General features: G+C 63.6%; 15 protein-coding genes. 12 read left to right on the top strand and 3 right to left on the bottom strand.

Annotation, left to right across the window (positions count from 1 at the left end; genetic code table 11):
- Positions 1 to 82: 82 nt before the first annotated feature.
- The 3 genes from KI242_RS03480 to KI242_RS03470 all read right to left on the bottom strand — a co-directional run bounded on the left by KI242_RS03480 (position 83) and on the right by KI242_RS03470 (position 2246).
- Positions 83 to 454, bottom strand: a complete 372-nt coding sequence (locus KI242_RS03480; protein WP_015634001.1) for a translation initiation factor Sui1 — start codon at positions 452 to 454, stop codon at positions 83 to 85.
- 184 nt (positions 455 to 638) lie between these two features.
- Entirely contained in the window at positions 639 to 1175 is a 537-nt protein-coding gene (locus KI242_RS03475) for an NUDIX hydrolase (protein ID WP_174395743.1), read from the bottom strand.
- Positions 1176 to 1178: 3 nt separating this feature from the next.
- Positions 1179 to 2246, bottom strand: a complete 1068-nt coding sequence (locus KI242_RS03470; RefSeq protein WP_011059045.1) for a DUF2333 family protein — start codon at positions 2244 to 2246, stop codon at positions 1179 to 1181.
- 288 nt (positions 2247 to 2534) lie between these two features.
- On the opposite strand from KI242_RS03470, the gene gcbA reads away from it, so the two are divergent.
- The 12 genes from gcbA (at position 2535) to KI242_RS03410 (ending at position 18809) form a co-directional block, all read left to right on the top strand.
- Positions 2535 to 4202, top strand: a complete 1668-nt coding sequence (gene gcbA, locus KI242_RS03465; RefSeq protein WP_015634000.1) for a diguanylate cyclase GcbA — start codon at positions 2535 to 2537, stop codon at positions 4200 to 4202.
- A 53-nt stretch (positions 4203 to 4255) separates the two neighbouring features.
- Positions 4256 to 6217, top strand: a complete 1962-nt coding sequence (locus tag KI242_RS03460) for a methyl-accepting chemotaxis protein (protein WP_212805903.1) — start codon at positions 4256 to 4258, stop codon at positions 6215 to 6217.
- Positions 6218 to 6447: 230 nt separating this feature from the next.
- Positions 6448 to 6900: a type II 3-dehydroquinate dehydratase gene (gene aroQ, locus KI242_RS03455; RefSeq protein WP_011059042.1), complete on the top strand. Its 453-nt coding sequence runs from the start codon at positions 6448 to 6450 to the stop codon at positions 6898 to 6900.
- A 48-nt stretch (positions 6901 to 6948) separates the two neighbouring features.
- Positions 6949 to 7410 (top strand): acetyl-CoA carboxylase biotin carboxyl carrier protein, encoded by a 462-nt coding sequence (gene accB / locus KI242_RS03450; RefSeq protein WP_015633997.1) that lies wholly within the window; start codon positions 6949 to 6951, stop codon positions 7408 to 7410.
- A 17-nt stretch (positions 7411 to 7427) separates the two neighbouring features.
- Positions 7428 to 8789: an acetyl-CoA carboxylase biotin carboxylase subunit gene (gene accC, locus KI242_RS03445; RefSeq protein WP_015633996.1), complete on the top strand. Its 1362-nt coding sequence runs from the start codon at positions 7428 to 7430 to the stop codon at positions 8787 to 8789.
- A gap of 226 nt (positions 8790 to 9015) precedes the next feature.
- The gene (gene prmA / locus KI242_RS03440; protein WP_011059039.1) at positions 9016 to 9894 is read left to right on the top strand and encodes a 50S ribosomal protein L11 methyltransferase; all 879 of its coding nucleotides are present in this window, start codon (positions 9016 to 9018) and stop codon (positions 9892 to 9894) included.
- A 30-nt stretch (positions 9895 to 9924) separates the two neighbouring features.
- Positions 9925 to 11229, top strand: coding sequence for a DUF3426 domain-containing protein (locus KI242_RS03435; RefSeq protein ID WP_212805902.1), 1305 nt, complete (start codon positions 9925 to 9927; stop codon positions 11227 to 11229).
- A gap of 195 nt (positions 11230 to 11424) precedes the next feature.
- Complete coding sequence (dusB, locus tag KI242_RS03430; RefSeq protein WP_011059037.1) at positions 11425 to 12438, top strand: tRNA dihydrouridine synthase DusB; 1014 nt, start codon at positions 11425 to 11427, stop codon at positions 12436 to 12438.
- Positions 12435 to 12755: a DNA-binding transcriptional regulator Fis gene (fis, locus tag KI242_RS03425; protein WP_003186237.1), complete on the top strand. Its 321-nt coding sequence runs from the start codon at positions 12435 to 12437 to the stop codon at positions 12753 to 12755. Before dusB ends, fis begins: the two co-directional genes overlap by 4 nt.
- 82 nt (positions 12756 to 12837) lie before the next feature.
- A complete protein-coding gene (purH, locus tag KI242_RS03420; protein WP_011059036.1) occupies positions 12838 to 14445 on the top strand; it encodes a bifunctional phosphoribosylaminoimidazolecarboxamide formyltransferase/IMP cyclohydrolase in 1608 nt (535 codons plus the stop codon).
- Positions 14446 to 14634: 189 nt separating this feature from the next.
- Complete coding sequence (gene purD, locus KI242_RS03415; protein WP_011059035.1) at positions 14635 to 15924, top strand: phosphoribosylamine--glycine ligase; 1290 nt, start codon at positions 14635 to 14637, stop codon at positions 15922 to 15924.
- Between the two features lie 98 nt (positions 15925 to 16022).
- On the top strand, positions 16023 to 18809 hold the full coding sequence (locus KI242_RS03410) for a hybrid sensor histidine kinase/response regulator (protein ID WP_019096153.1): 2787 nt from the start codon (positions 16023 to 16025) through the stop codon (positions 18807 to 18809).
- Positions 18810 to 18826: the final 17 nt, after the last annotated feature.

Genomic DNA, 18826 nt, shown 5'->3' with positions numbered 1-18826 from the left:
TCTGTGAAAACCATGGAGACGACGCCGGTGTCCTGAGCGAATCAAGACAGGGTCCAGTCACAGGTGGTTTTCACAGAGGCTGCTAGCCGCCGGACTTCTTCGCCTTGAAACCGTGCTTGACCAGTTCCGCCAAGAGTAGCTCGACATGGTCGCCCTGGATTTCGATGACGCCGTCTTTCAGGGCGCCACCGGTGCCACAGCGTTTCTTCAGCGTCGTGGCCAGCTCCTTGAGAGCATCTTCGGCCAGGGGCACGCCGGTGATGGTAGTCACCGTCTTGCCGCCACGGCCCTTGCTTTCGCGGCGCACGCGGGCAATGCCGTCGCCGGCCGGGATCACGGTTTGTTTGCAGATACAGGCGGCTACCGGCTGGCTACAGTCCGGGCAATGTCGACCTGCGTCGGTGGAAAATACCAGGCCACCAAGGGCGGCGAAGGATGCGGCTTTTTTGGCCACCGGCAATCCTCTTGGGAGGACAAAGACTGGTCGAAGCACATGGCGGTGCCATCGACCGCGAAGCCCCACTCAGGCAGGGGCAGCGCTACTGAACCAGGGCAGCCTGGTTCAGCTTGAAAAGTCGCGCAGTGTAACGGCAAAAAGCCCGGTTGCTAAGAGCCAATCAGCGCCAATTTATGCAACTTTAGCGACGCCGTGCCAGATAGCGCTGCAAGGCAGCCAGCGAGTCCGGGCAATAGGGCTTTTCGTGGATTTCCCGCAGCACCTGATCCAATGGCAGGAAGTGCGCTTCGAGGACTTCTTCCGGCTGCAGGCGCAGCGGGCCGTCCCACACCGCACAGAACGCCGAGCACCAGAGGCGATTGCCGGTGTCCTCGAAGAAGAAATGATCGTGGGCGACCAGTTCCACCCCGCTCACCCCCAGTTCCTCCTCCAGTTCCCGGGCAGCCGACTCGGCGTAGCTCTCGCTGGCCAGGACCATGCCGCCGGCGGCGACGTCCCAGTAGCCCGGGTAGATGGCCTTGCTCAGGGTTCGCCGGTGCACGCACAGCTCACCGGCGGAGTTGAACAGCATGATGTAGGTGCCACGCCCGATCAGGCCGCGCTCGCGCAACTCGGAACGGACCATGGCGCCCAGCAACTGGTCTTCGCCATCGACCCAGGCAATCTGTTCTGCATCGGAGGCGGCGCGGTGGGCCGCCTCTTTGTCGGTTGCGACCATGGATCAGCCTTGATTGAGCAATTGACGCAAGTCGATGACCGCCGCGTTGGCCCGGGAAATATAGTTGGCCATCACCAGCGAGTGGTTGGCCAGCACGCCGAAGCCGCTGCCATTGAGAATCATCGGGCTCCAGACCGGCTCCTGGGACGCTTCCAGTTCGCGAATGATCTGGCGCACGCTGACGGTGGCGTTCTTCTTCGCCAGCACATCGGCGAAGTCCACCTCGATGGCCCGCAGCAGATGCGACAGCGCCCAGGCCTGGCCACGGGCTTCGTAGAACACGTTGTCGATCTGCATCCACGGGGTTTCCACCACTTCTTCATCAACCTGCGGGCCCTGGCCCGGGGCCGGCACTTCGGTCTTCAGAGCAGTATTGAGCTTGACCCGGCCGACGCTGGCCGACAGGCGCTGGGACAGCGAGCCCAGGCGCGTGCCAACGTCACCCAGCCAGTTGTTGAGGTTGTCGGCGCGGGCATAGAACTGCGCGGTCTTCTGGTTCGGATCGGACAGACGCGCCTGGTAGCGGCTCAGGGAGTTGATGCCTTCCTGGTATTCCGATTCGCTGGACGGCAGGATCCAGCTCTTGTTGTCGAAGTTGAAGCGCGGCTCGGCCTTGGCCAGGTCGGCGTCTTCGGCGGACTGCGACTGGGAACGGGCGAAGTCCTTGCGCAGGGCACGGGTCAGGTCGCGGACCTGGACCAGCACGCCGTATTCCCAGCTCGGCATGTTGTCCATCCACAGCCCCGGTGGAAAACGGTCGTTGGAAATGTAGCCACCCGGCTTGTCCAGCAGGGTGCCGACCACGGTCTTCAGGGTTTCCACGGTGGTGTAGCCCACCACCATCTGTCGGCCTTCCTTCTCGGCGGCGATCTGGGCGTTCTGCTGGACCGGGAACAGCGCCGGCTCCTGGCTCCAGTACCAGCCCAGGGCACCGGTGACCAGCAGATACAGGCCCAGCAAGGTGGCCAGGGCACGACTGAACAGCAGGCCACCGAAATAGCTGCGTGTCGCCGACTTGGGTTCGGCAGCACGATCTGGCGCGCTGCCTGCGCGATTCTTCCAATCCAGCATGGCTATGTCCTTTCAATCACTTGAGTTCATCGGTTCGACCACAACCCTACTCCATCGTGCCTTGCCTTGACGGGATAAATCTTCCGGCAAATGCGCGCCGCGCAATGATTGCGAATCAGCTGGCCACTATAAATGAAGCACAGTCCGGAGCCTACGCGACCAGTCGGTCAGGAACTGAATAACGTCGCTTTGCACATTATTGACGTACGACACTCATGGGACACAAAAGTGGTGCTAGCATAGAGCCACCAGTCGATCTCAGCATGCACCCTAACTAGTAGTCAGGATATGACCGAGCCAGAAGACCCCAGCCGTGAGCGCCTCAAGCACCACTTTGCCCAGCGGGTAATTCATCAGGCACGTCAGATTCTTGAGATATGGCAGCGTCTGCAACGCAGCGAATGGTCGACCACCGACATGTCGGAGCTGTGCGAGGCCAACCTGCGCCTGCTGCGCTTCGCCGAACGTTTCGAACAACCCGAACATACCCAGCTGGCCCGCAGCATCAGCCAGTCCCTGGAAGCGGTGGACGCCAACCGTGGCCGCCTCAGCAGCAACCTGATCACCGACCTCAACCGCCTGATGCAGCGCCTGTCGCGCACCGGGCTGCGCCACGGCGACCAACTGGAACAGACCTTCCTGCCGCCCCTGCGCAAGCCGATCTACGTGATGCTGCAGGACCACGACCGGGCCGAGCGCCTGGCCAAGCAGTTGGAATTCTTCGGCCTCAGCGCCCAGTCCCTGGACAGCATTCCGGCCTTTCGTTCGTCCATGGTCGAACGCCTGCCGGCGGCCATCGTCATCGATGTGGATTTCTGCGGTGCCGGCATGGGCCTGACCCTGGCCGCCGAGGCCCAGGTCGGCCTGGAGCAGAAACTCCCGCTGCTGTTCTTCAGCCTGCATGAAACCGACACCCCGACGCGCCTGGCCGCAGTGCGCGCCGGCGGCCAGGAATTCCTCACCGGCACCCTGGAAGCCTCCAGCCTGCTGGAAAAAATCGAAGTACTGACCTGCGTCGCCCAGTACGAACCTTATAAAGTGCTGATCATCGACGACTCCCGGGCCCAGGCCCTGCACACCGAGCGCCTGCTCAACAGTGCCGGGATCGTCACCCGCACCCTGATCGAACCGATCCAGGCCATGGCCGAGCTGGCGGACTTCCAGCCGGACCTGATCATTCTCGACATGTACATGCCGGCCTGCACCGGCACCGAGCTGGCCAAAGTAATCCGCCACAACGACCGCTACGTCAGCGTGCCGATCATCTACCTGTCCGCCGAGGACGACCTAGACAAGCAGTTGGACGCCATGAGCGAAGGCGGCGACGACTTTCTCACCAAGCCGATCAAGCCCCGGCACCTGATCACCACCGTGCGCAACCGCGCGGCCCGGGCGCGCAACCTCAAGGCGCGAATGGTCCGCGACAGCCTCACCGGCCTGTACAACCACACCCATATCCTGCAACTGCTGGAAGACTGCAGTTTCCGCGCCCGCCGCGAGGGCAAGCCGCTGAGCTTCGCCATGCTCGACATCGACCACTTCAAGCGGGTCAATGACAGCCACGGCCACCCCATGGGCGACCGGGTGATCAAGAGCCTGGCGCTGTTTCTCAAGCAGCGCCTGCGCAAGACCGACTTCATCGGCCGCTACGGCGGCGAAGAATTCGCCATTGTCATGCCCGACACCGACCAGGACGCCGCGTGCAAGGTTCTGGACGAAATCCGCCAGCGCTTTGCCGAGATCCACTACCCGGCCCAGCCCCAGGACCTGTGGTGCACCTTCAGCGCCGGGGTGGTGGAAATGCAGGAGGATTCCGACAGCCTGATGATGGCCAGCCAGGCCGACGAAGCCCTGTACCGGGCCAAGCATGGCGGGCGCAATCGGGTCCAGGCCGCGCGATCAAGTCAAAGTGCCATCTTTTCATCCGAATCCACCGATTCGGTCATAACCTTGTAATACAAACGCAATAAATTCAGGCGCTTACCATTTAAGCCGTTGGTAGAGCCCCGATGCGCCTGAAGCTGCTGACCAATCTCAATACCCTGCTGCTCGTTGCCGTTTGCCTCGCCCTGGGGGCGACGCTGTGGTGGTCGCAACGGGCCCTGGAACGCCCCTATCTATTGATGGAGCGCTACCTGGGGCTGTCCCAGCAGTTTCAGAACCAGGTGGCGCGCAATATCGAAGACTACCTGGCCAGCGGCGATGCCCTGCGCCTGAGCAGTGCGGCCCAGGCCCTGGAAACCCTGCAGGGCGAGCTGGGCGAACTGCCGCCCCCGCTGGCGCAAAGCCTGCGCCCGAGCCTGGCCAGCCTCGACGACTTCAGCAAGACCGACCTGCTGGCCGCCGGCAAGCTGGCAGGCGATCCCCAGGCCCTGCTGTTGCAGGCCGAACGCGAGCTGGGCGCCAACCTGGAGCAGCTCAGCCAGTACGCCAGCGGGGCCAAGAGCGCGGAAGCGGCGAACTACCTGCCTTTATTGCTCACCGCCTCCCAGCACCTGGGCAAGCTCTCCCTGGCCCGGGACAAGCTGGTGAGCAGTGGCCGCAGCGAGCTGGCCGCCGATGTGGAACGGGAAGTGAACAGCATCCGCGCCCAGGCCGATCAGCTCGAAGCCCTGCCTTTATTGGGCGTGGCCGCCAGCAGCGAATCGGGCACCGATGATTTCGCCGCCATGATGGGCCTGGAAAACACCGAAAAAGCCGCCGCCGAAGATGCCGGCATAGGCTTCAAGCGTGAACTCAACAGCCTGCTCAGCCGCTATCCGGCAGAACTGCAGCGCACCCGCGAGCAGATCCAGAAGCGCGCCGACCTGAGCGCCGCAACCCTGCTGAAGATCAATGCCGTGCGCCAGGCCATCGCCGAGCTGGAACCGGCGGTACGGGCCCAGCACGGGCAGATCCAGGGCGAAGTGCGGCTGATGCAGGGGCTGATGATCGGCCTGATCCTGTTGATCGCCCTGGTGATCGACACCTTGCAGCGCAAGCTGGCACGGGTTCTGACCAACCTCGCCCCGGCGCTGTCGACCTGGGCCGAAGGCGACTTCAGCCGACCGATCCAGCTGGGCAAGACCAACCGCGAGCTGCATGACATCGAGGAATCCCTGAACCGCCTGCGCGCCTACCTGGTGGACCTGGTGGGCACCATCCGCCAGAACGCCGAACAAGTGGCCGGCAGCAGCCGTGCCCTGGCCGACCTGAGCAGCGGCCTGCACAGCGGCGCCGAGCGCCAGGCCGGCGACACCGCACAGATCCGCGATGCCCTGGGCGAACTGGAAGCCACCATCCAGCAGGTCGCCGGGGACGCCAGCCAGGCCGCCGACGCCAGCCGCAGTGCTGGCCTCGCCGTGCAGCAGGGGCAGAAAGTCATAGGCCTGAGCCTCACCGGGCTGCACGCCCTTGTCGGGGAAGTCCAGGGCAACGCGCAGATGATCGAACACCTGGCGCAAGAATCCGCCACCATCGGCGGCGTGCTGACGGTGATCCGCTCCATCGCCGACCAGACCAACCTGCTGGCTCTCAACGCCGCCATCGAAGCCGCCCGCGCCGGGGAAATGGGCCGCGGTTTTGCCGTGGTCGCCGAAGAAGTGCGCTCCCTGGCCCAGCGCACCGCCGGGGCCACCGCGGAGATCCAGGCCCTGATCGCCGGCCTGCAGGCCGCCGCCCAGCAATCGGTACAAGGCATGCGCGCCCAGGTCGAACACGCCGAGGCCACCGCCGGCCAGGCCCAGGCCGCCGATGGCGCCCTGGACGAAATCGTCGGGGCGATCCAGACCATCGCCGATACCGCCGTGCGGATCGCCGATGTCACTGCCCAACAGAGCGGCGCGGTGAGCGAAATCCGCGATCACAGCGAACGCATCCACCAGTTGGGCGGCGACAACCTGCTGCGCATCGGCGAAGGCCGGGCCCAGGGCGAAAACCTGCTGGACCTGGGCGGGCAATTGCATACGGCAGTCCAAGCGTTCCGCGTCTAGGCTCTGAAACGGGCGCGCAAACCACAACCCACCGCCATCAGCGACGAAACGGACAACAAGAAGCACGCCCCCCTTCTTGAGGGCAAATGACCGGATTTAATCTGTCGGTCACATATTTTGCGCAAACATCGGTCATCGTGCTGGCTATTGCAGAGAACTGGACAGTCATAAAGTCTTTCCGGCATAGTCGCCGGGTTCTGACAACAGCCCCCGATAACAAGGAACAACCGATGGCCACCCTACTGGTTCTTCACGGACCCAACCTGAACCTGCTCGGCACCCGTGAACCGGGGGTCTACGGTGCAACCACCCTGGCCCAGATCAACCAGGACCTGGAGCAACGGGCCCGTGATGCCGGGCACCATCTGCAGTACCTGCAGAGCAATGCCGAGTACGAATTGATCGAGCGCATCCATGCCGCCCGCGATGAAGGCGTGGATTTCATTTTGATCAATCCAGCAGCTTTTACGCATACAAGCGTCGCATTACGTGACGCGCTGCTGGCGGTGAGCATCCCATTCATCGAAGTGCATTTGTCCAACGTGCACAAACGCGAACCTTTCCGTCATCACTCCTACTTCTCCGATGTTGCGGTGGGAGTGATCTGCGGCCTTGGCGCCAGCGGTTACCGACTGGCCCTGGAGGCCGCCCTAGAACAGCTTGAACGTCAGGCAAACGCTTGAACGACAAGCGATAAACGCCCCTGACCGACCCTTGGGAGTTGATGATTCATGGATATCCGTAAAGTTAAGAAACTGATCGAACTGCTGGAAGAGTCCGGCATCGACGAGCTGGAGATCAAGGAAGGCGAAGAGTCCGTACGCATCAGCCGCCACAGCAAGACTCCAGCCCAGCAGTACTACGCACCGGCTCCGGTTGCCGCTCCAGTGGCTGCGCCTGCCGCTGCCGCTCCTGCTGCTGCCGCCGCTCCTGCAGCACCGGCCGCACCCGCGCTGAACGGCACCGTGGCCCGTTCGCCAATGGTCGGTACTTTCTACCGCAAGTCTTCGCCTACCTCGCCAGCCTTCGTTGAAGTCGGCCAGAGCGTGAAGAAGGGCGACACCCTGTGCATCGTCGAAGCGATGAAGATGATGAACCACATCGAAGCTGAAACCAGCGGTGTGATCGAGTCCATTCTTGTCGAAGACGGCCAGCCGGTTGAGTACGACCAACCGCTGTTCACCATCGTTTGAACCGCGGAGAGTCTTTGATGTTGAAGCCTGCGAAGTTGGAAAAAGTCCTGATCGCCAACCGCGGCGAAATCGCCCTGCGGATCCTGCGTGCCTGCAAGGAAATGGGGATCAAGACCGTAGCCGTCTACTCCAAGGCCGACAAGGAGCTGATGCACCTGGGCCTGGCAGACGAATCGGTATGCATCGGCCCTGCGCAAGCCGCGCAGTCCTACCTGCACATCCCGGCCATCATCGCGGCCGCTGAAGTCACTGGCGCCACGGCGATCCACCCTGGCTACGGCTTCCTCGCGGAAAACGCCGACTTCGCCGAACAGGTGGAAAACTCCGGCTTCGCCTTCATCGGCCCGAAAGCCGAGACCATCCGCCTGATGGGCGACAAGGTTTCCGCCAAGCACGCCATGATCGCTGCCGGCGTACCGACGGTTCCAGGTTCCGACGGCCCGCTGCCGGAAGACGAGGAAACCGCCCTGCGCATCGGCCGTGAAGTCGGCTACCCGGTGATCATCAAGGCCGCCGGTGGCGGTGGTGGTCGCGGCATGCGCGTGGTGCACAAGGAAGAAGACCTGATCGCCTCGGCGAAGCTGACCCGCTCCGAAGCCGGCGCGGCGTTCGGCAACCCGATGGTCTACCTCGAGAAGTTCCTGACCAACCCACGTCACGTGGAAGTCCAGGTGCTGTCCGACGGCCAGGGCAATGCCATCCACCTGGGCGACCGCGACTGCTCGCTGCAGCGTCGGCACCAGAAGGTCCTCGAAGAAGCGCCGGCACCGGGCATCGACGAGACCGCCCGCCAGGAAGTCTTCGCTCGCTGCGTCAAGGCGTGCATCGACATCGGCTACCGTGGCGCCGGCACGTTCGAGTTCCTCTACGAGAACGGCCGCTTCTACTTCATCGAGATGAACACTCGCGTGCAGGTAGAGCACCCGGTATCGGAAATGGTGACCGGTATCGACATCGTCAAGGAAATGCTCAGCATTGCCGCCGGCAACAAGCTGTCGTTCACCCAGGACGACGTCGTGATCCGCGGCCACGCGCTGGAATGCCGGATCAACGCCGAAGACCCGAAAACCTTCATGCCAAGCCCAGGCACGGTCAAGCATTTCCATGCCCCGGGCGGCAACGGCGTGCGCGTCGACTCGCACCTGTACAGCGGTTACGCGGTTCCACCGAACTACGATTCGTTGATCGGCAAGCTGATCACCTACGGGGCCACCCGTGACGAAGCCATGGCGCGCATGCGCAATGCGCTGGACGAAATCGTCGTCGACGGGATCAAGACCAACATCCCGCTGCACCGCGACCTGACCCGTGACGAAGGCTTCTGCAAAGGGGGCGTGAACATTCACTACCTCGAGCACAAGCTGGCCGAGCAACACTGATCGGCACCCGCCACACCGACAAGGCCGCTTTCGAGCGGCCTTGTCGTATCCGCCGCCCTGCAGGAGCGAGCCTGCTCGCGAACCGCGCAGCGGCCATTCCCTGATCAACCGTCCTTGCGACCAAGCACAAGGCATCCCCCTCGCTCCCAAGGGGCGTCTCGCGTAAACTTGCGCGCTTCTCGCGGCCCACTAGGCTGCACATCACATATTTTCAAAGGTGCCCGCCATGCCTTGGCTGCAAGTCCGTCTCGCCATCAGCCCAGAACAAGCCGAAACCTACGAAGACGCTTTTCTTGAAGTCGGTGCCGTCTCGGTCACCTTCATGGACGCCGAGGATCAGCCGATCTTCGAACCTGAACTGAACACCACCCCGCTCTGGTCCCACACCCATCTGCTGGCCCTGTTCGAGGGCGGCACCGAAGCCGCCAGCGTACTCGCCCACATGGAACTGCTGACCGGCGGCCCGCTGCCCGAGCATCACAGCGAAGTCATCGAAGACCAGGATTGGGAGCGCAGCTGGATGGACAACTTCCAGCCCATGCGTTTCGGCCAGCGCCTGTGGATCGTTCCCAGCTGGCACGCCGCGCCGGAGCCCGAGGCCGTGAACCTGCTGCTGGACCCGGGGCTGGCCTTCGGCACCGGCACCCACCCGACCACCGCCCTGTGCCTGGAATGGCTGGACGGCCAGGACCTGAAGGACTGCAACGTGCTGGACTTCGGCTGCGGCTCGGGGATCCTGGCCATTGCCGCCCTGTTGCTGGGCGCCAAACAGGCGGTGGGCACCGATATCGACGTGCAAGCCCTGGAAGCCTCCCGTGACAACGCCGGGCGCAACGGCATTGCCGACGAGCTGTTCCCGCTCTACCTGCCCGAGCAACTGCCCCAGGTGCAGGCCGATGTACTGGTGGCCAACATCCTGGCCGGGCCACTGGTGGCCCTGGCGCCGCAGCTTTCGGGGCTGGTCAAGTCCGGCGGGCGCCTGGCGCTTTCCGGCATCCTTGCCGAACAGGGCGAGGAAGTCGCCGCGGCTTATGCCCAGGACTTCGATCTGGACCCGATCGCCACCCTTGATGGCTGGGTGCGCATCACCGGCCGTCGGCGCTAGAATGGCCGCCTGCATAATCCGGATGGCCGCATGACCGACAGTTTCGTCACCCAGTGCCCGCATTGCCAAACCCGCTTCCGCGTCAGCCACGCCCAGTTGAGCGTGGCCCGTGGAGTGGTTCGCTGTGGCTCCTGCCTGCAGGTGTTCAACGCCGCACGGCAGTTGCTCGAGCAGCGCGCGGCCAAGGAAGCTGCCACCTCGAAAGCCGCTGCCAAACCCGTAGCGCCACCGGCTGCTCCCGCAGCGACCGTGGCGCCGGCACCGGCGGCACCCGAGTCGGATCTGCCACCCCCCGCGGCCCCTGCCGCTCCTCAGCGCGCCATCAGCCAGAAGCAATGGTCGGCCGCCGAGATGGACCTGGATCACCTGGACCTCGATGAGGAACTGGCCAAGCTCGAACAGCGCGAAATCCAGCCAGCCAAGGCCTTTGGCCTGGAACGCGAGCACAAGGAAGGCAGCCTCAGCGCCCGGCGCGACACCCAGGACGCCGACGAGGCACACTGGCCGGACGGACTGTTCGGCAGCGCCGCCGAACGGGACGACAGCGAGCCTTCGCCCCCCAAGGTGCAACCGGACGACGCCGAACCCAGCGCCGAACCACCCAAGCCCAGCCGCACCGAACCGTCGCTGTCGTTCAACCTCGCGGACCTGGACGACGAACCCCAGGCGCCCAGGTTGCGCCTGGACGATGACCTGGAACCTCACTCGCCTGCCAACCCGGAAGACCAGGACGACGAGCCCGCCGTCTCCGGCAAGAAGCGCCGCGAGCGCAACGAGCCCGGGGTCAAGGAAGAGGTGCTGCTGGACCTGGTGGACGACCCGCTCCACCTCGACTGGCAGAAGCGCCGCTCGCCCTGGGGCAAGCGCCTGCTCTGGCTGCTGCTGATCCTGCTGGCCGCCGGCGGCCTGGTGGGACAATACGTCGCCTATCACTTTGATGAGCTGGCCCGCCAGGACCAGTACCGCCCCTGGTTCCAGCAACTGTGCCCGGAATTCGGCTGCACGGTACCTTCCCGGGTCGACATCGCCCGGATCAAGAGCAGCAACCTGGTGGTACGCAGCCATCCGGAATTCAGCGGCGCCCTGGTGGTGGACGCCATCATCTATAACCGCGCGCCCTTCTCCCAACCCTTCCCGCTGCTTGAGCTGCGCTTCGCCGACCTCAACGGCCACCTGATCGCCAGCCGCAGCTTCAAGCCCGGGGAATACCTGGACGGTGACTTGCAGGATGCGGCGGAAATGCCGCCGCAGACCCCGATTCACATCGCCCTGGATATTCTTGACCCCGGCCCGAAAGCGGTGAACTACAGTCTGAGTTTCCACTCGCCTGAGTGAATCGGCTGCACAAGTTCACGGACGACTCTGGATTAACGACAGTTTTATGACTGTTTCGCCTGGATTGCTCCCAGGACGTTACAGAAGAACTGTTCAGATTTTATCCAATTCAGCCTTTATCCGGTCATCGAGAGCGGGTATCATGCCAACCCTTTTTCGAACTCTCATGATCCGGCCCCACAACAGGGAAGTCCTATGTCGGCGGTACGCATCGGCCCATATACAGTGCACAACGGTTTGATTCTCGCCCCGATGGCGGGGGTTACAGACCAGCCCTTTCGTCAGCTTTGCAAGCAATTGGGCGCGGGCCTTGTAGTCTCGGAAATGGTCACCAGCGACATGAGCTTGTGGAACAGCCGCAAATCGCGGTTGCGCATGATCCACGAAGGCGATCCCGAGCCCCGCTCGGTGCAGATTGCCGGGGGTGATGCACAGATGCTGGCAGACGCCGCCCGCGCCAACGTCGAGTTGGGCGCACAGATTATTGATATCAACATGGGTTGCCCGGCCAAGAAGGTCTGCAATAAGGCCGCCGGCTCCGCGTTGCTGAAGGACGAAGCCCTGGTCAACGAGATTCTCCAGGCAGTAGTGGCCGCTGTGGATGTACCGGTCACCCTGAAGATCCGCACCGGCTGGGACCGGGAGAACAAGAACGGCCTGACGGTGGCGAAGATCGCCGAGCAGGCCGGCATCACGGCACTGGCGGTCCATGGTCGGACCCGGGCCGACCTGTACACCGGTGAAGCCGAGTACGACACCATTGCCGCGATCAAGCAGGCGGTGTCGATCCCGGTCTTTGCCAATGGCGATATCGACTCGCCGGAAAAGGCCCGGCGGGTGTTGCACGCCACCGGCGCCGACGGGCTGTTGATCGGCCGGGCCGCCCAGGGGCGGCCATGGATTTTTCGTGAGATCGAACACTTCCTCAGTACCGGTGAAACCCTCCCGGCACCGGAGCTGTTCGAGGTGGAACGTATTCTGCTAGAGCACCTGGCCGCGCTGCATGCCTTCTATGGAGATGTCATGGGCGTACGCATTGCGCGCAAGCATGTGGGCTGGTATCTCGCAACCCTGCCGGGCGCCAGGGAGTTTCGCGCCCACTTCAATCGTTTGGAAGATACGGAAGCACAATGCGCCAACGTTCGTGAGTTCTTTGCCGGACGTTACAAGAGCCTGGAAACAGGGGACGGAGAGGGGGTGGCCGCATGACGATGATGACCGAGACTTTAGTGAGTGGAACAACACCCGTGAGCGACAACGTGAATTTGAAACAGCACCTCAATACACCCAGCGAAGAAGGCCAGACCCTTCGCGGGAGTGTCGAGAAGGCGCTGCACAATTATTTCGCCCACCTTGAGGGCGCTGCCGTCACGGACGTGTACAACCTGGTGCTCTCCGAAGTCGAGGCTCCGTTGCTCGAAAGCGTGATGAACTACGTCAAGGGCAACCAGACCAAGGCCAGCGAACTCCTGGGTCTGAACCGCGGTACCCTGCGCAAGAAACTCAAGCAGTACGATTTGCTGTAAGCATTCAATCAAACCAGAAAGGCGCCCGCGTAAAAAACGGTCGCCTTTTTTGCTGACTCCTTTGCTTTTGATGGAAATTGAGATGACCGACCAGACTACCCGCCTGCCGATCCGCCGCGCCTTGATCAGTGTTTCCGACAAGACCGGGATCCTCGAATTCGCCAAGGAGCTGGAAGCCCTTGGTGTGGAGATCCTCTCCACCGGCGGGACCTTCAAACTGCTGCAGGACAACGGCGTGTCCGCAGTGGAAGTCGCGGATTACACCGGTTTCGCGGAAATGATGGATGGCCGGGTGAAGACCCTGCACCCGAAAATCCACGGCGGTATCCTCGGCCGTCGCGGCATTGACGACGCCATCATGAACGAGCACGGGATCAAGCCGATCGACCTGGTCGCGGTCAACCTCTACCCGTTCGAAGCCACCATCAACAAGCCAGGCTGCGACCTGCCGACCGCCATCGAGAACATCGACATCGGCGGCCCGACCATGGTCCGCTCGGCGGCCAAGAACCATAAGGACGTAGCCATCGTGGTCAATGCCAGCGACTACGCCGGCGTCCTGGAAAGCCTCAAGGCCGGTGGCCTGACTTACGCCCAGCGCTTCGACCTGATGCTCAAGGCCTTCGAACACACCGCTGCGTACGACGGCATGATCGCCAACTACATGGGCACCGTGAACCAGGCCGCCGAAACCCTCTCGACATCCGGCCGCAGCGAATTCCCGCGCACCTTCAACAGCCAGTTCATCAAGGCCCAGGAAATGCGCTACGGCGAGAACCCGCACCAGAGCGCGGCGTTCTACGTTGAGGCCAAGCCTGCTGAAGTCGGCATCGCCACCGCGACCCAACTGCAAGGCAAAGAACTGTCCTACAACAACGTGGCCGACACCGACGCCGCGCTGGAATGCGTGAAGAGCTTCGTCAAGCCGGCCTGCGTCATCGTCAAGCACGCCAACCCGTGCGGCGTGGCGGTCAGCCCGGACGCTGAAGGCGGTATCCGCCAGGCGTACGAACTGGCCTACGCCACCGACACCGAATCGGCCTTCGGCGGCATCATCGCCTTCAACCGCGAGCTGGATGCAGCCACCGCCAAGGCCATCGTCGAGCGTCAGTTCGTCGAAGTGATCATTGCCCCATCCGTGAGTGAAGAAGCCCGCGCCATCGTCGCTGCCAAGGCCAACGTGCGCCTGCTGGCCTGCGGCCAGTGGTCGGCTGAGCGCGCTGCGGCCTGGGATTACAAGCGCGTCAACGGCGGCCTGCTGGTGCAGAGCCGCGACATCGGCATGATCAGTGCCGATGACCTGAAAGTCGTGACCAAGCGCGCCCCGACCGAGCAAGAGATCAACGACCTGATCTTCGCCTGGAAAGTCGCCAAGTACGTCAAGTCCAACGCCATCGTCTACGCCAAGAACCGCCAGACCATCGGTGTCGGCGCCGGCCAGATGAGCCGCGTGAACTCCGCGCGAATCGCCGCCATCAAGGCCGAGCACGCCGGCTTGCAAGTCGCCGGTTCGGTCATGGCCTCCGACGCGTTCTTCCCGTTCCGCGACGGCCTGGACAACGCCGCCAAGGTCGGCATCACCGCAGTGATCCAGCCCGGCGGCTCGATGCGTGACAACGAAGTGATTGCCGCGGCCGACGAAGCGGGCATTGCCATGGTGTTCACCGGCATGCGCCACTTCCGTCACTGATACGACAACGGTCGCACTGACACCGGCATCTGCTGCGTTGGAGCCCACCTCGATGATGCTCATTGCCAACAGGCAACTGCGCTCATCGAGGTGGGCTCCGCCTTGCATCTACCACTGTCATCGCAACCTCCTGAGGCGTCCAGCTCTTCAGGTTCCAAAACAGAATTAGCGTCATCCGAGGTTTTTGAAATGAATGTACTGATCATTGGTAGCGGCGGTCGTGAACACGCTCTGGCCTGGAAAGTCGCTCAGGACCCACGGGTTCAGAAAGTGTTCGTCGCCCCAGGCAACGCCGGCACCGCCATCGAGGCCAAGTGCGAGAACGTCGCCATCGACGTCCTGGCCCTGGAGCAGCTTGCAGACTTTGCTCAGAAGAATGTGTCCCTGACCATCGTCGGCCCGGAAGTGCCGCTGGTGGCTGGCGTGGTCGACCTGTTCCGCTCCCGTGGCCTGGACTGCTTCGGCCCGACGGCCGGTGCTGCGCAGCTGGAAGGTTCGAAAGCCTTCACCAAGGATTTCCTCGCCCGCCACAAGATCCCTACTGCCGACTATCAGAACTTCACCGAGATCGAGCCGGCCCTGGCTTACCTGCGTGAAAAAGGCGCCCCGATCGTGATCAAGGCCGACGGCCTGGCCGCCGGCAAAGGCGTGATCGTGGCCATGACCCTGGCCGAAGCCGAGGAAGCGGTGCGCGACATGCTGGCCGGCAATGCCTTCGGCGACGCCGGTTCCCGCGTGGTGATCGAGGAGTTCCTCGACGGCGAGGAAGCCAGCTTCATCGTCATGGTCGACGGCAAGAACGTGCTGCCCATGGCCACCAGCCAGGACCACAAGCGCGTCGGCGACGGCGACACTGGCCCCAATACCGGTGGCATGGGCGCCTACTCCCCGGCACCGGTGGTCACTTCAGAAGTGCACCAGCGGGTGATGGATCTGGTGATCTGGCCCACCGTGCGCGGCATGGCCGAGGAAGGCAACGTCTACACCGGCTTCCTCTATGCCGGGCTGATGATCGACAAGGCCGGCAACCCGAAAGTCATCGAGTTCAACTGCCGCTTCGGCGACCCGGAAACCCAACCGGTGATGCTGCGCCTGCAATCGAGCCTGGTGCTGCTGGTGGAAGCCGCCCTGGCCCAGGCCCTGGACAAGGTCGAAGCGCAGTGGGACCCACGCCCGAGCCTGGGTATCGTTCTGGCGGCAGGCGGCTATCCTGGTGACTACGCCAAGGGCGCGGCCATCACTGGCCTGGACGCCGCGGCAGCACTGGAAGGCAAGGTGTTCCACGCCGGTACCGCACTCAAGGATGGCCAGGTCGTGACCTCCGGCGGCCGGGTACTGTGCGCTACCGCCATGGGTGACAGCGTCGACGCGGCTCAGCAACAGGCCTACCGCCTGGCGGCCGAGATCGACTGGCAGGGCTGCTTCTACCGCAAGGACATCGGCTACCGCGCCATTGCCCGCGAGCGCGGCCAGGAGTAAGGCTGTCGTTGACCCCGGCAAGGGCACACGCCCTTGCCGTGCGGTCATTACGCCGCGCATAGTTATAATCAGGCATCAACCAACGAAGGGATTTCGCCGTGCGCTGGCTCAGGATTGCCCTAGGCTTCACCGTCACCTTGCTGACCCTGCTCTGCTTGAACCCGGCCCTGGCCGCTCAAGGCAGTGGCTGGGCGGTTTTGCTCGACGAACAGGCCGACCTGCAGCTCAGTGACATCCGCTCCCCGCGCTACACCAACCAGTTCAGCCCGATCGAGCTGGACAAGCTCACCGCCGCCGAGCCCGATGGCGCCCTGTGGCTACGCTTCAAGCTGCAACCGGGAACCCATGAGCAGATCCTGCGGATCTTCGCCCCCGACCTGTCCCACCTGAACCTCTACGTGCTCGAAGGCGACAAGCTGATCGAGCAAGTGAACACCGGCTCCGGCCCGTCGCAGGCGCAAAAGCCCCTGCCCAGCAGCGACTTCATGCTGCCACTGCCGCAAAGCGCCAAGCCACTGGACGTCTATGTACGCCTGGTGTCCGAACACGAACTGCGCCCCTTCATCACCCTGCAATCGGCGGTGATGGGCGCGGCCGACCAGAGCCAGACGCTGATCTACGGCCTGCTGTTCGGCTGCCTGGCGATGCTGATCCTGCACAACCTCACCCGCTTCGCCTACACCCGTTCGCGCAGCAGCCTGTGGCTGGCAGCCTGCGAAGGGCTGCTGACCCTCAGCCTGCTGATGCTGCTGAACCTGTTCGGGCCCTGGCTCCCGGCCTGGGAAGCCCTGCAGACGCCGGGGGCCTATATCGCCCTGCTGCTGACCGCGCCCTGCGGGATGATGTTCGCCTACCGCTTTTTCGCCCCCCTGGGCGCGCATCCGCTGAACCGCCTGCTGCTGGGCAACATCCTGCTGATCAGCCTGTTCGGCCTGTTGCTGCTGTTCGTCGATACCCTGCCGCTGAACATCATCACCTACGGCCTGGTGGCCCTGGCCGGCCTGAGCATGCTGTTCGTCGGTGGCTATCACTGGCACAAGGGCTATCGCCCGGCGCGCCTGTTCGTCGCCGCCATGGTGATCTTCAACCTCGGCACCCTGGTGATCCTGCCGGCCCTGCTGGGGCTGACCCTGGTGGCCCCGCAAGGCCTGATCGTCACCCTCTTGAGCGTGGTGTGCATCGCCGGGCTGCTGATGAGCATTGCCCTGGGCGAGCGCCAGCGCAACATCACCGAGAACCGCTTCAGCGTCAGCCGCGACCTGGCCGCCAGCACCGCCGAGGTCAATGCCAAGGCCGAGTTCCTGGCCAAGATAAGCCACGAGATCCGCACCCCGATGAACGGCGTGCTGGGCATGACCGAGCTGCTGCTGGGCACCCCGCTGTCGGTCAAGCAGCGCGATTACGTGCAGACCATCCACAGTGCCGGCAACGAGCTGCTGACCCTGATCAACGAGATCCTCGACATCTCCAAGCTGGAGTCCGGGCAGATCGAACTGGACGATGTGCAGTTCGACCTCAACGCCCTGATCGAAGACTGCCTGAGCATCTTCCGGGCCAAGGCCGAACAGCAGAACGTCGAGCTGATCAGTTTCATCCAGCCCCAGGTGCCACGGGTCATCAGCGGTGACCCGACACGCCTGCGCCAGGCCCTGCTGAGCCTGTTGGAAAATGCCCTGAAGAAGACCGATGAAGGCGAAGTGCTGATCGTCGTCGCCCTCGACGAGCGCAGCAGCAAACCGCGCCTGCGCATCGCCGTGCAGGACAGCGGCCAGCCGATGGAGGCCGAAGAGCGCGAAGCCCTGCTGCACACCGAGCTGCACAGCAAGAACTTCCTCGCCACCACCCGCCTGGGGGGCAACCTGGGGCTGGTGATCGCCCGTCAACTGATCCTGCTGATGCATGGCGAGTTCGGCATCAAGAGCGGCACCAACCAGGGCAGCACCCTGTGGCTGACCCTGCCCCTGGATGCCGAGCGCCTGGAACACCCGACCGCCGACCTCGACGGCCCCCTGCAGGGCGCGCGGGTACTGGTGGTGGACGACAACGACACCTGCCGCAAGGTGCTGGTACAGCAGTGCAGTGCCTGGGGCCTGAACGTCAGCGCCGTGCCATCGGGCAAGGAAGCCCTGGCCCTGCTACGCACCAAGGCGCACCTGCGGGACTACTTCGACGTGGTATTGCTGGACCAGAACATGCCCGGCATGACCGGCATGCAACTGGCGGCGAAGATCAAGGAAGACCCGAGCCTGAACCACGACATCCTGCTGATCATGCTCACCGGCATCAGCAATGCGCCGAGCAAGGTGATTGCACGCAATGCCGGGATCAAGCGCATCCTCGCCAAGCCAGTGGCCGGCTACACCCTCAAGACCACCCTGGCGGACGAACTCAATCAGCGCGACAAGGCCCCCGCCGCCCCCTACAACCAGCCGGCGCACGCTGCCCAGGCCCCGGCGCCAGTCACCGTGCCCAGCGACTTCCGCATCCTGGTGGCCGAGGACAACAGTATTTCCACCAAGGTCATCCGCGGCATGCTCGGCAAGCTCAACCTGCAGCCCGATACCGCCAGCAACGGCGAGGAAGCCTTGCAGGCAATGAAAGCCAACCGCTACGACCTGGTACTGATGGACTGCGAAATGCCGGTGCTCGACGGCTTCTCCGCCACCCAGCAACTGCGCGCCTGGGAAGTCGGCAACCAGCGGGTACGCACCCCGGTAGTGGCGCTCACCGCGCACATCCTCGCCGAGCACAAGGAGCGCGCGCGCCAGGCCGGCATGGACGGGCACATGGCCAAGCCCGTGGAGCTCTCGCAACTGCGGGAACTGGTGGAACACTGGGTGACCCAGCGCGACCTGCGCGAGCGCAGCACCGCGCACACCAGTTGAGCCGACAGGCTCTGCGG

It is taken from the genome of Pseudomonas sp. Eqa60, assembly GCF_018326405.1.
In the GTDB taxonomy this organism is placed as follows: domain Bacteria; phylum Pseudomonadota; class Gammaproteobacteria; order Pseudomonadales; family Pseudomonadaceae; genus Aquipseudomonas; species Aquipseudomonas protegens.
Note: the sequence above shows the minus strand (reverse complement) of the source record. Positions and strands in the feature narration are given on the sequence as shown.

Excerpts from the sequence above, each read along its gene's own strand:
- accB (WP_015633997.1), top strand. The coding sequence starts at position 6,949 with ATGGATATCCGTAAAGTTAAGAAACTGATCGAACTGCTGGAAGAGTCC.
- prmA (WP_011059039.1), top strand. The coding sequence starts at position 9,016 with ATGCCTTGGCTGCAAGTCCGTCTCGCCATCAGCCCAGAACAAGCCGAA.
- fis (WP_003186237.1), top strand. The coding sequence starts at position 12,435 with ATGACGATGATGACCGAGACTTTAGTGAGTGGAACAACACCCGTGAGC.
- KI242_RS03460 (WP_212805903.1), top strand. The coding sequence starts at position 4,256 with ATGCGCCTGAAGCTGCTGACCAATCTCAATACCCTGCTGCTCGTTGCC.
- purH (WP_011059036.1), top strand. The coding sequence starts at position 12,838 with ATGACCGACCAGACTACCCGCCTGCCGATCCGCCGCGCCTTGATCAGT.
- gcbA (WP_015634000.1), top strand. The coding sequence starts at position 2,535 with ATGACCGAGCCAGAAGACCCCAGCCGTGAGCGCCTCAAGCACCACTTT.
- aroQ (WP_011059042.1), top strand. The coding sequence starts at position 6,448 with ATGGCCACCCTACTGGTTCTTCACGGACCCAACCTGAACCTGCTCGGC.
- dusB (WP_011059037.1), top strand. The coding sequence starts at position 11,425 with ATGTCGGCGGTACGCATCGGCCCATATACAGTGCACAACGGTTTGATT.
- purD (WP_011059035.1), top strand. The coding sequence starts at position 14,635 with ATGAATGTACTGATCATTGGTAGCGGCGGTCGTGAACACGCTCTGGCC.
- KI242_RS03435 (WP_212805902.1), top strand. The coding sequence starts at position 9,925 with ATGACCGACAGTTTCGTCACCCAGTGCCCGCATTGCCAAACCCGCTTC.
- KI242_RS03470 (WP_011059045.1), bottom strand. The coding sequence starts at position 2,246 with ATGCTGGATTGGAAGAATCGCGCAGGCAGCGCGCCAGATCGTGCTGCC.
- accC (WP_015633996.1), top strand. The coding sequence starts at position 7,428 with ATGTTGAAGCCTGCGAAGTTGGAAAAAGTCCTGATCGCCAACCGCGGC.
- KI242_RS03475 (WP_174395743.1), bottom strand. The coding sequence starts at position 1,175 with ATGGTCGCAACCGACAAAGAGGCGGCCCACCGCGCCGCCTCCGATGCA.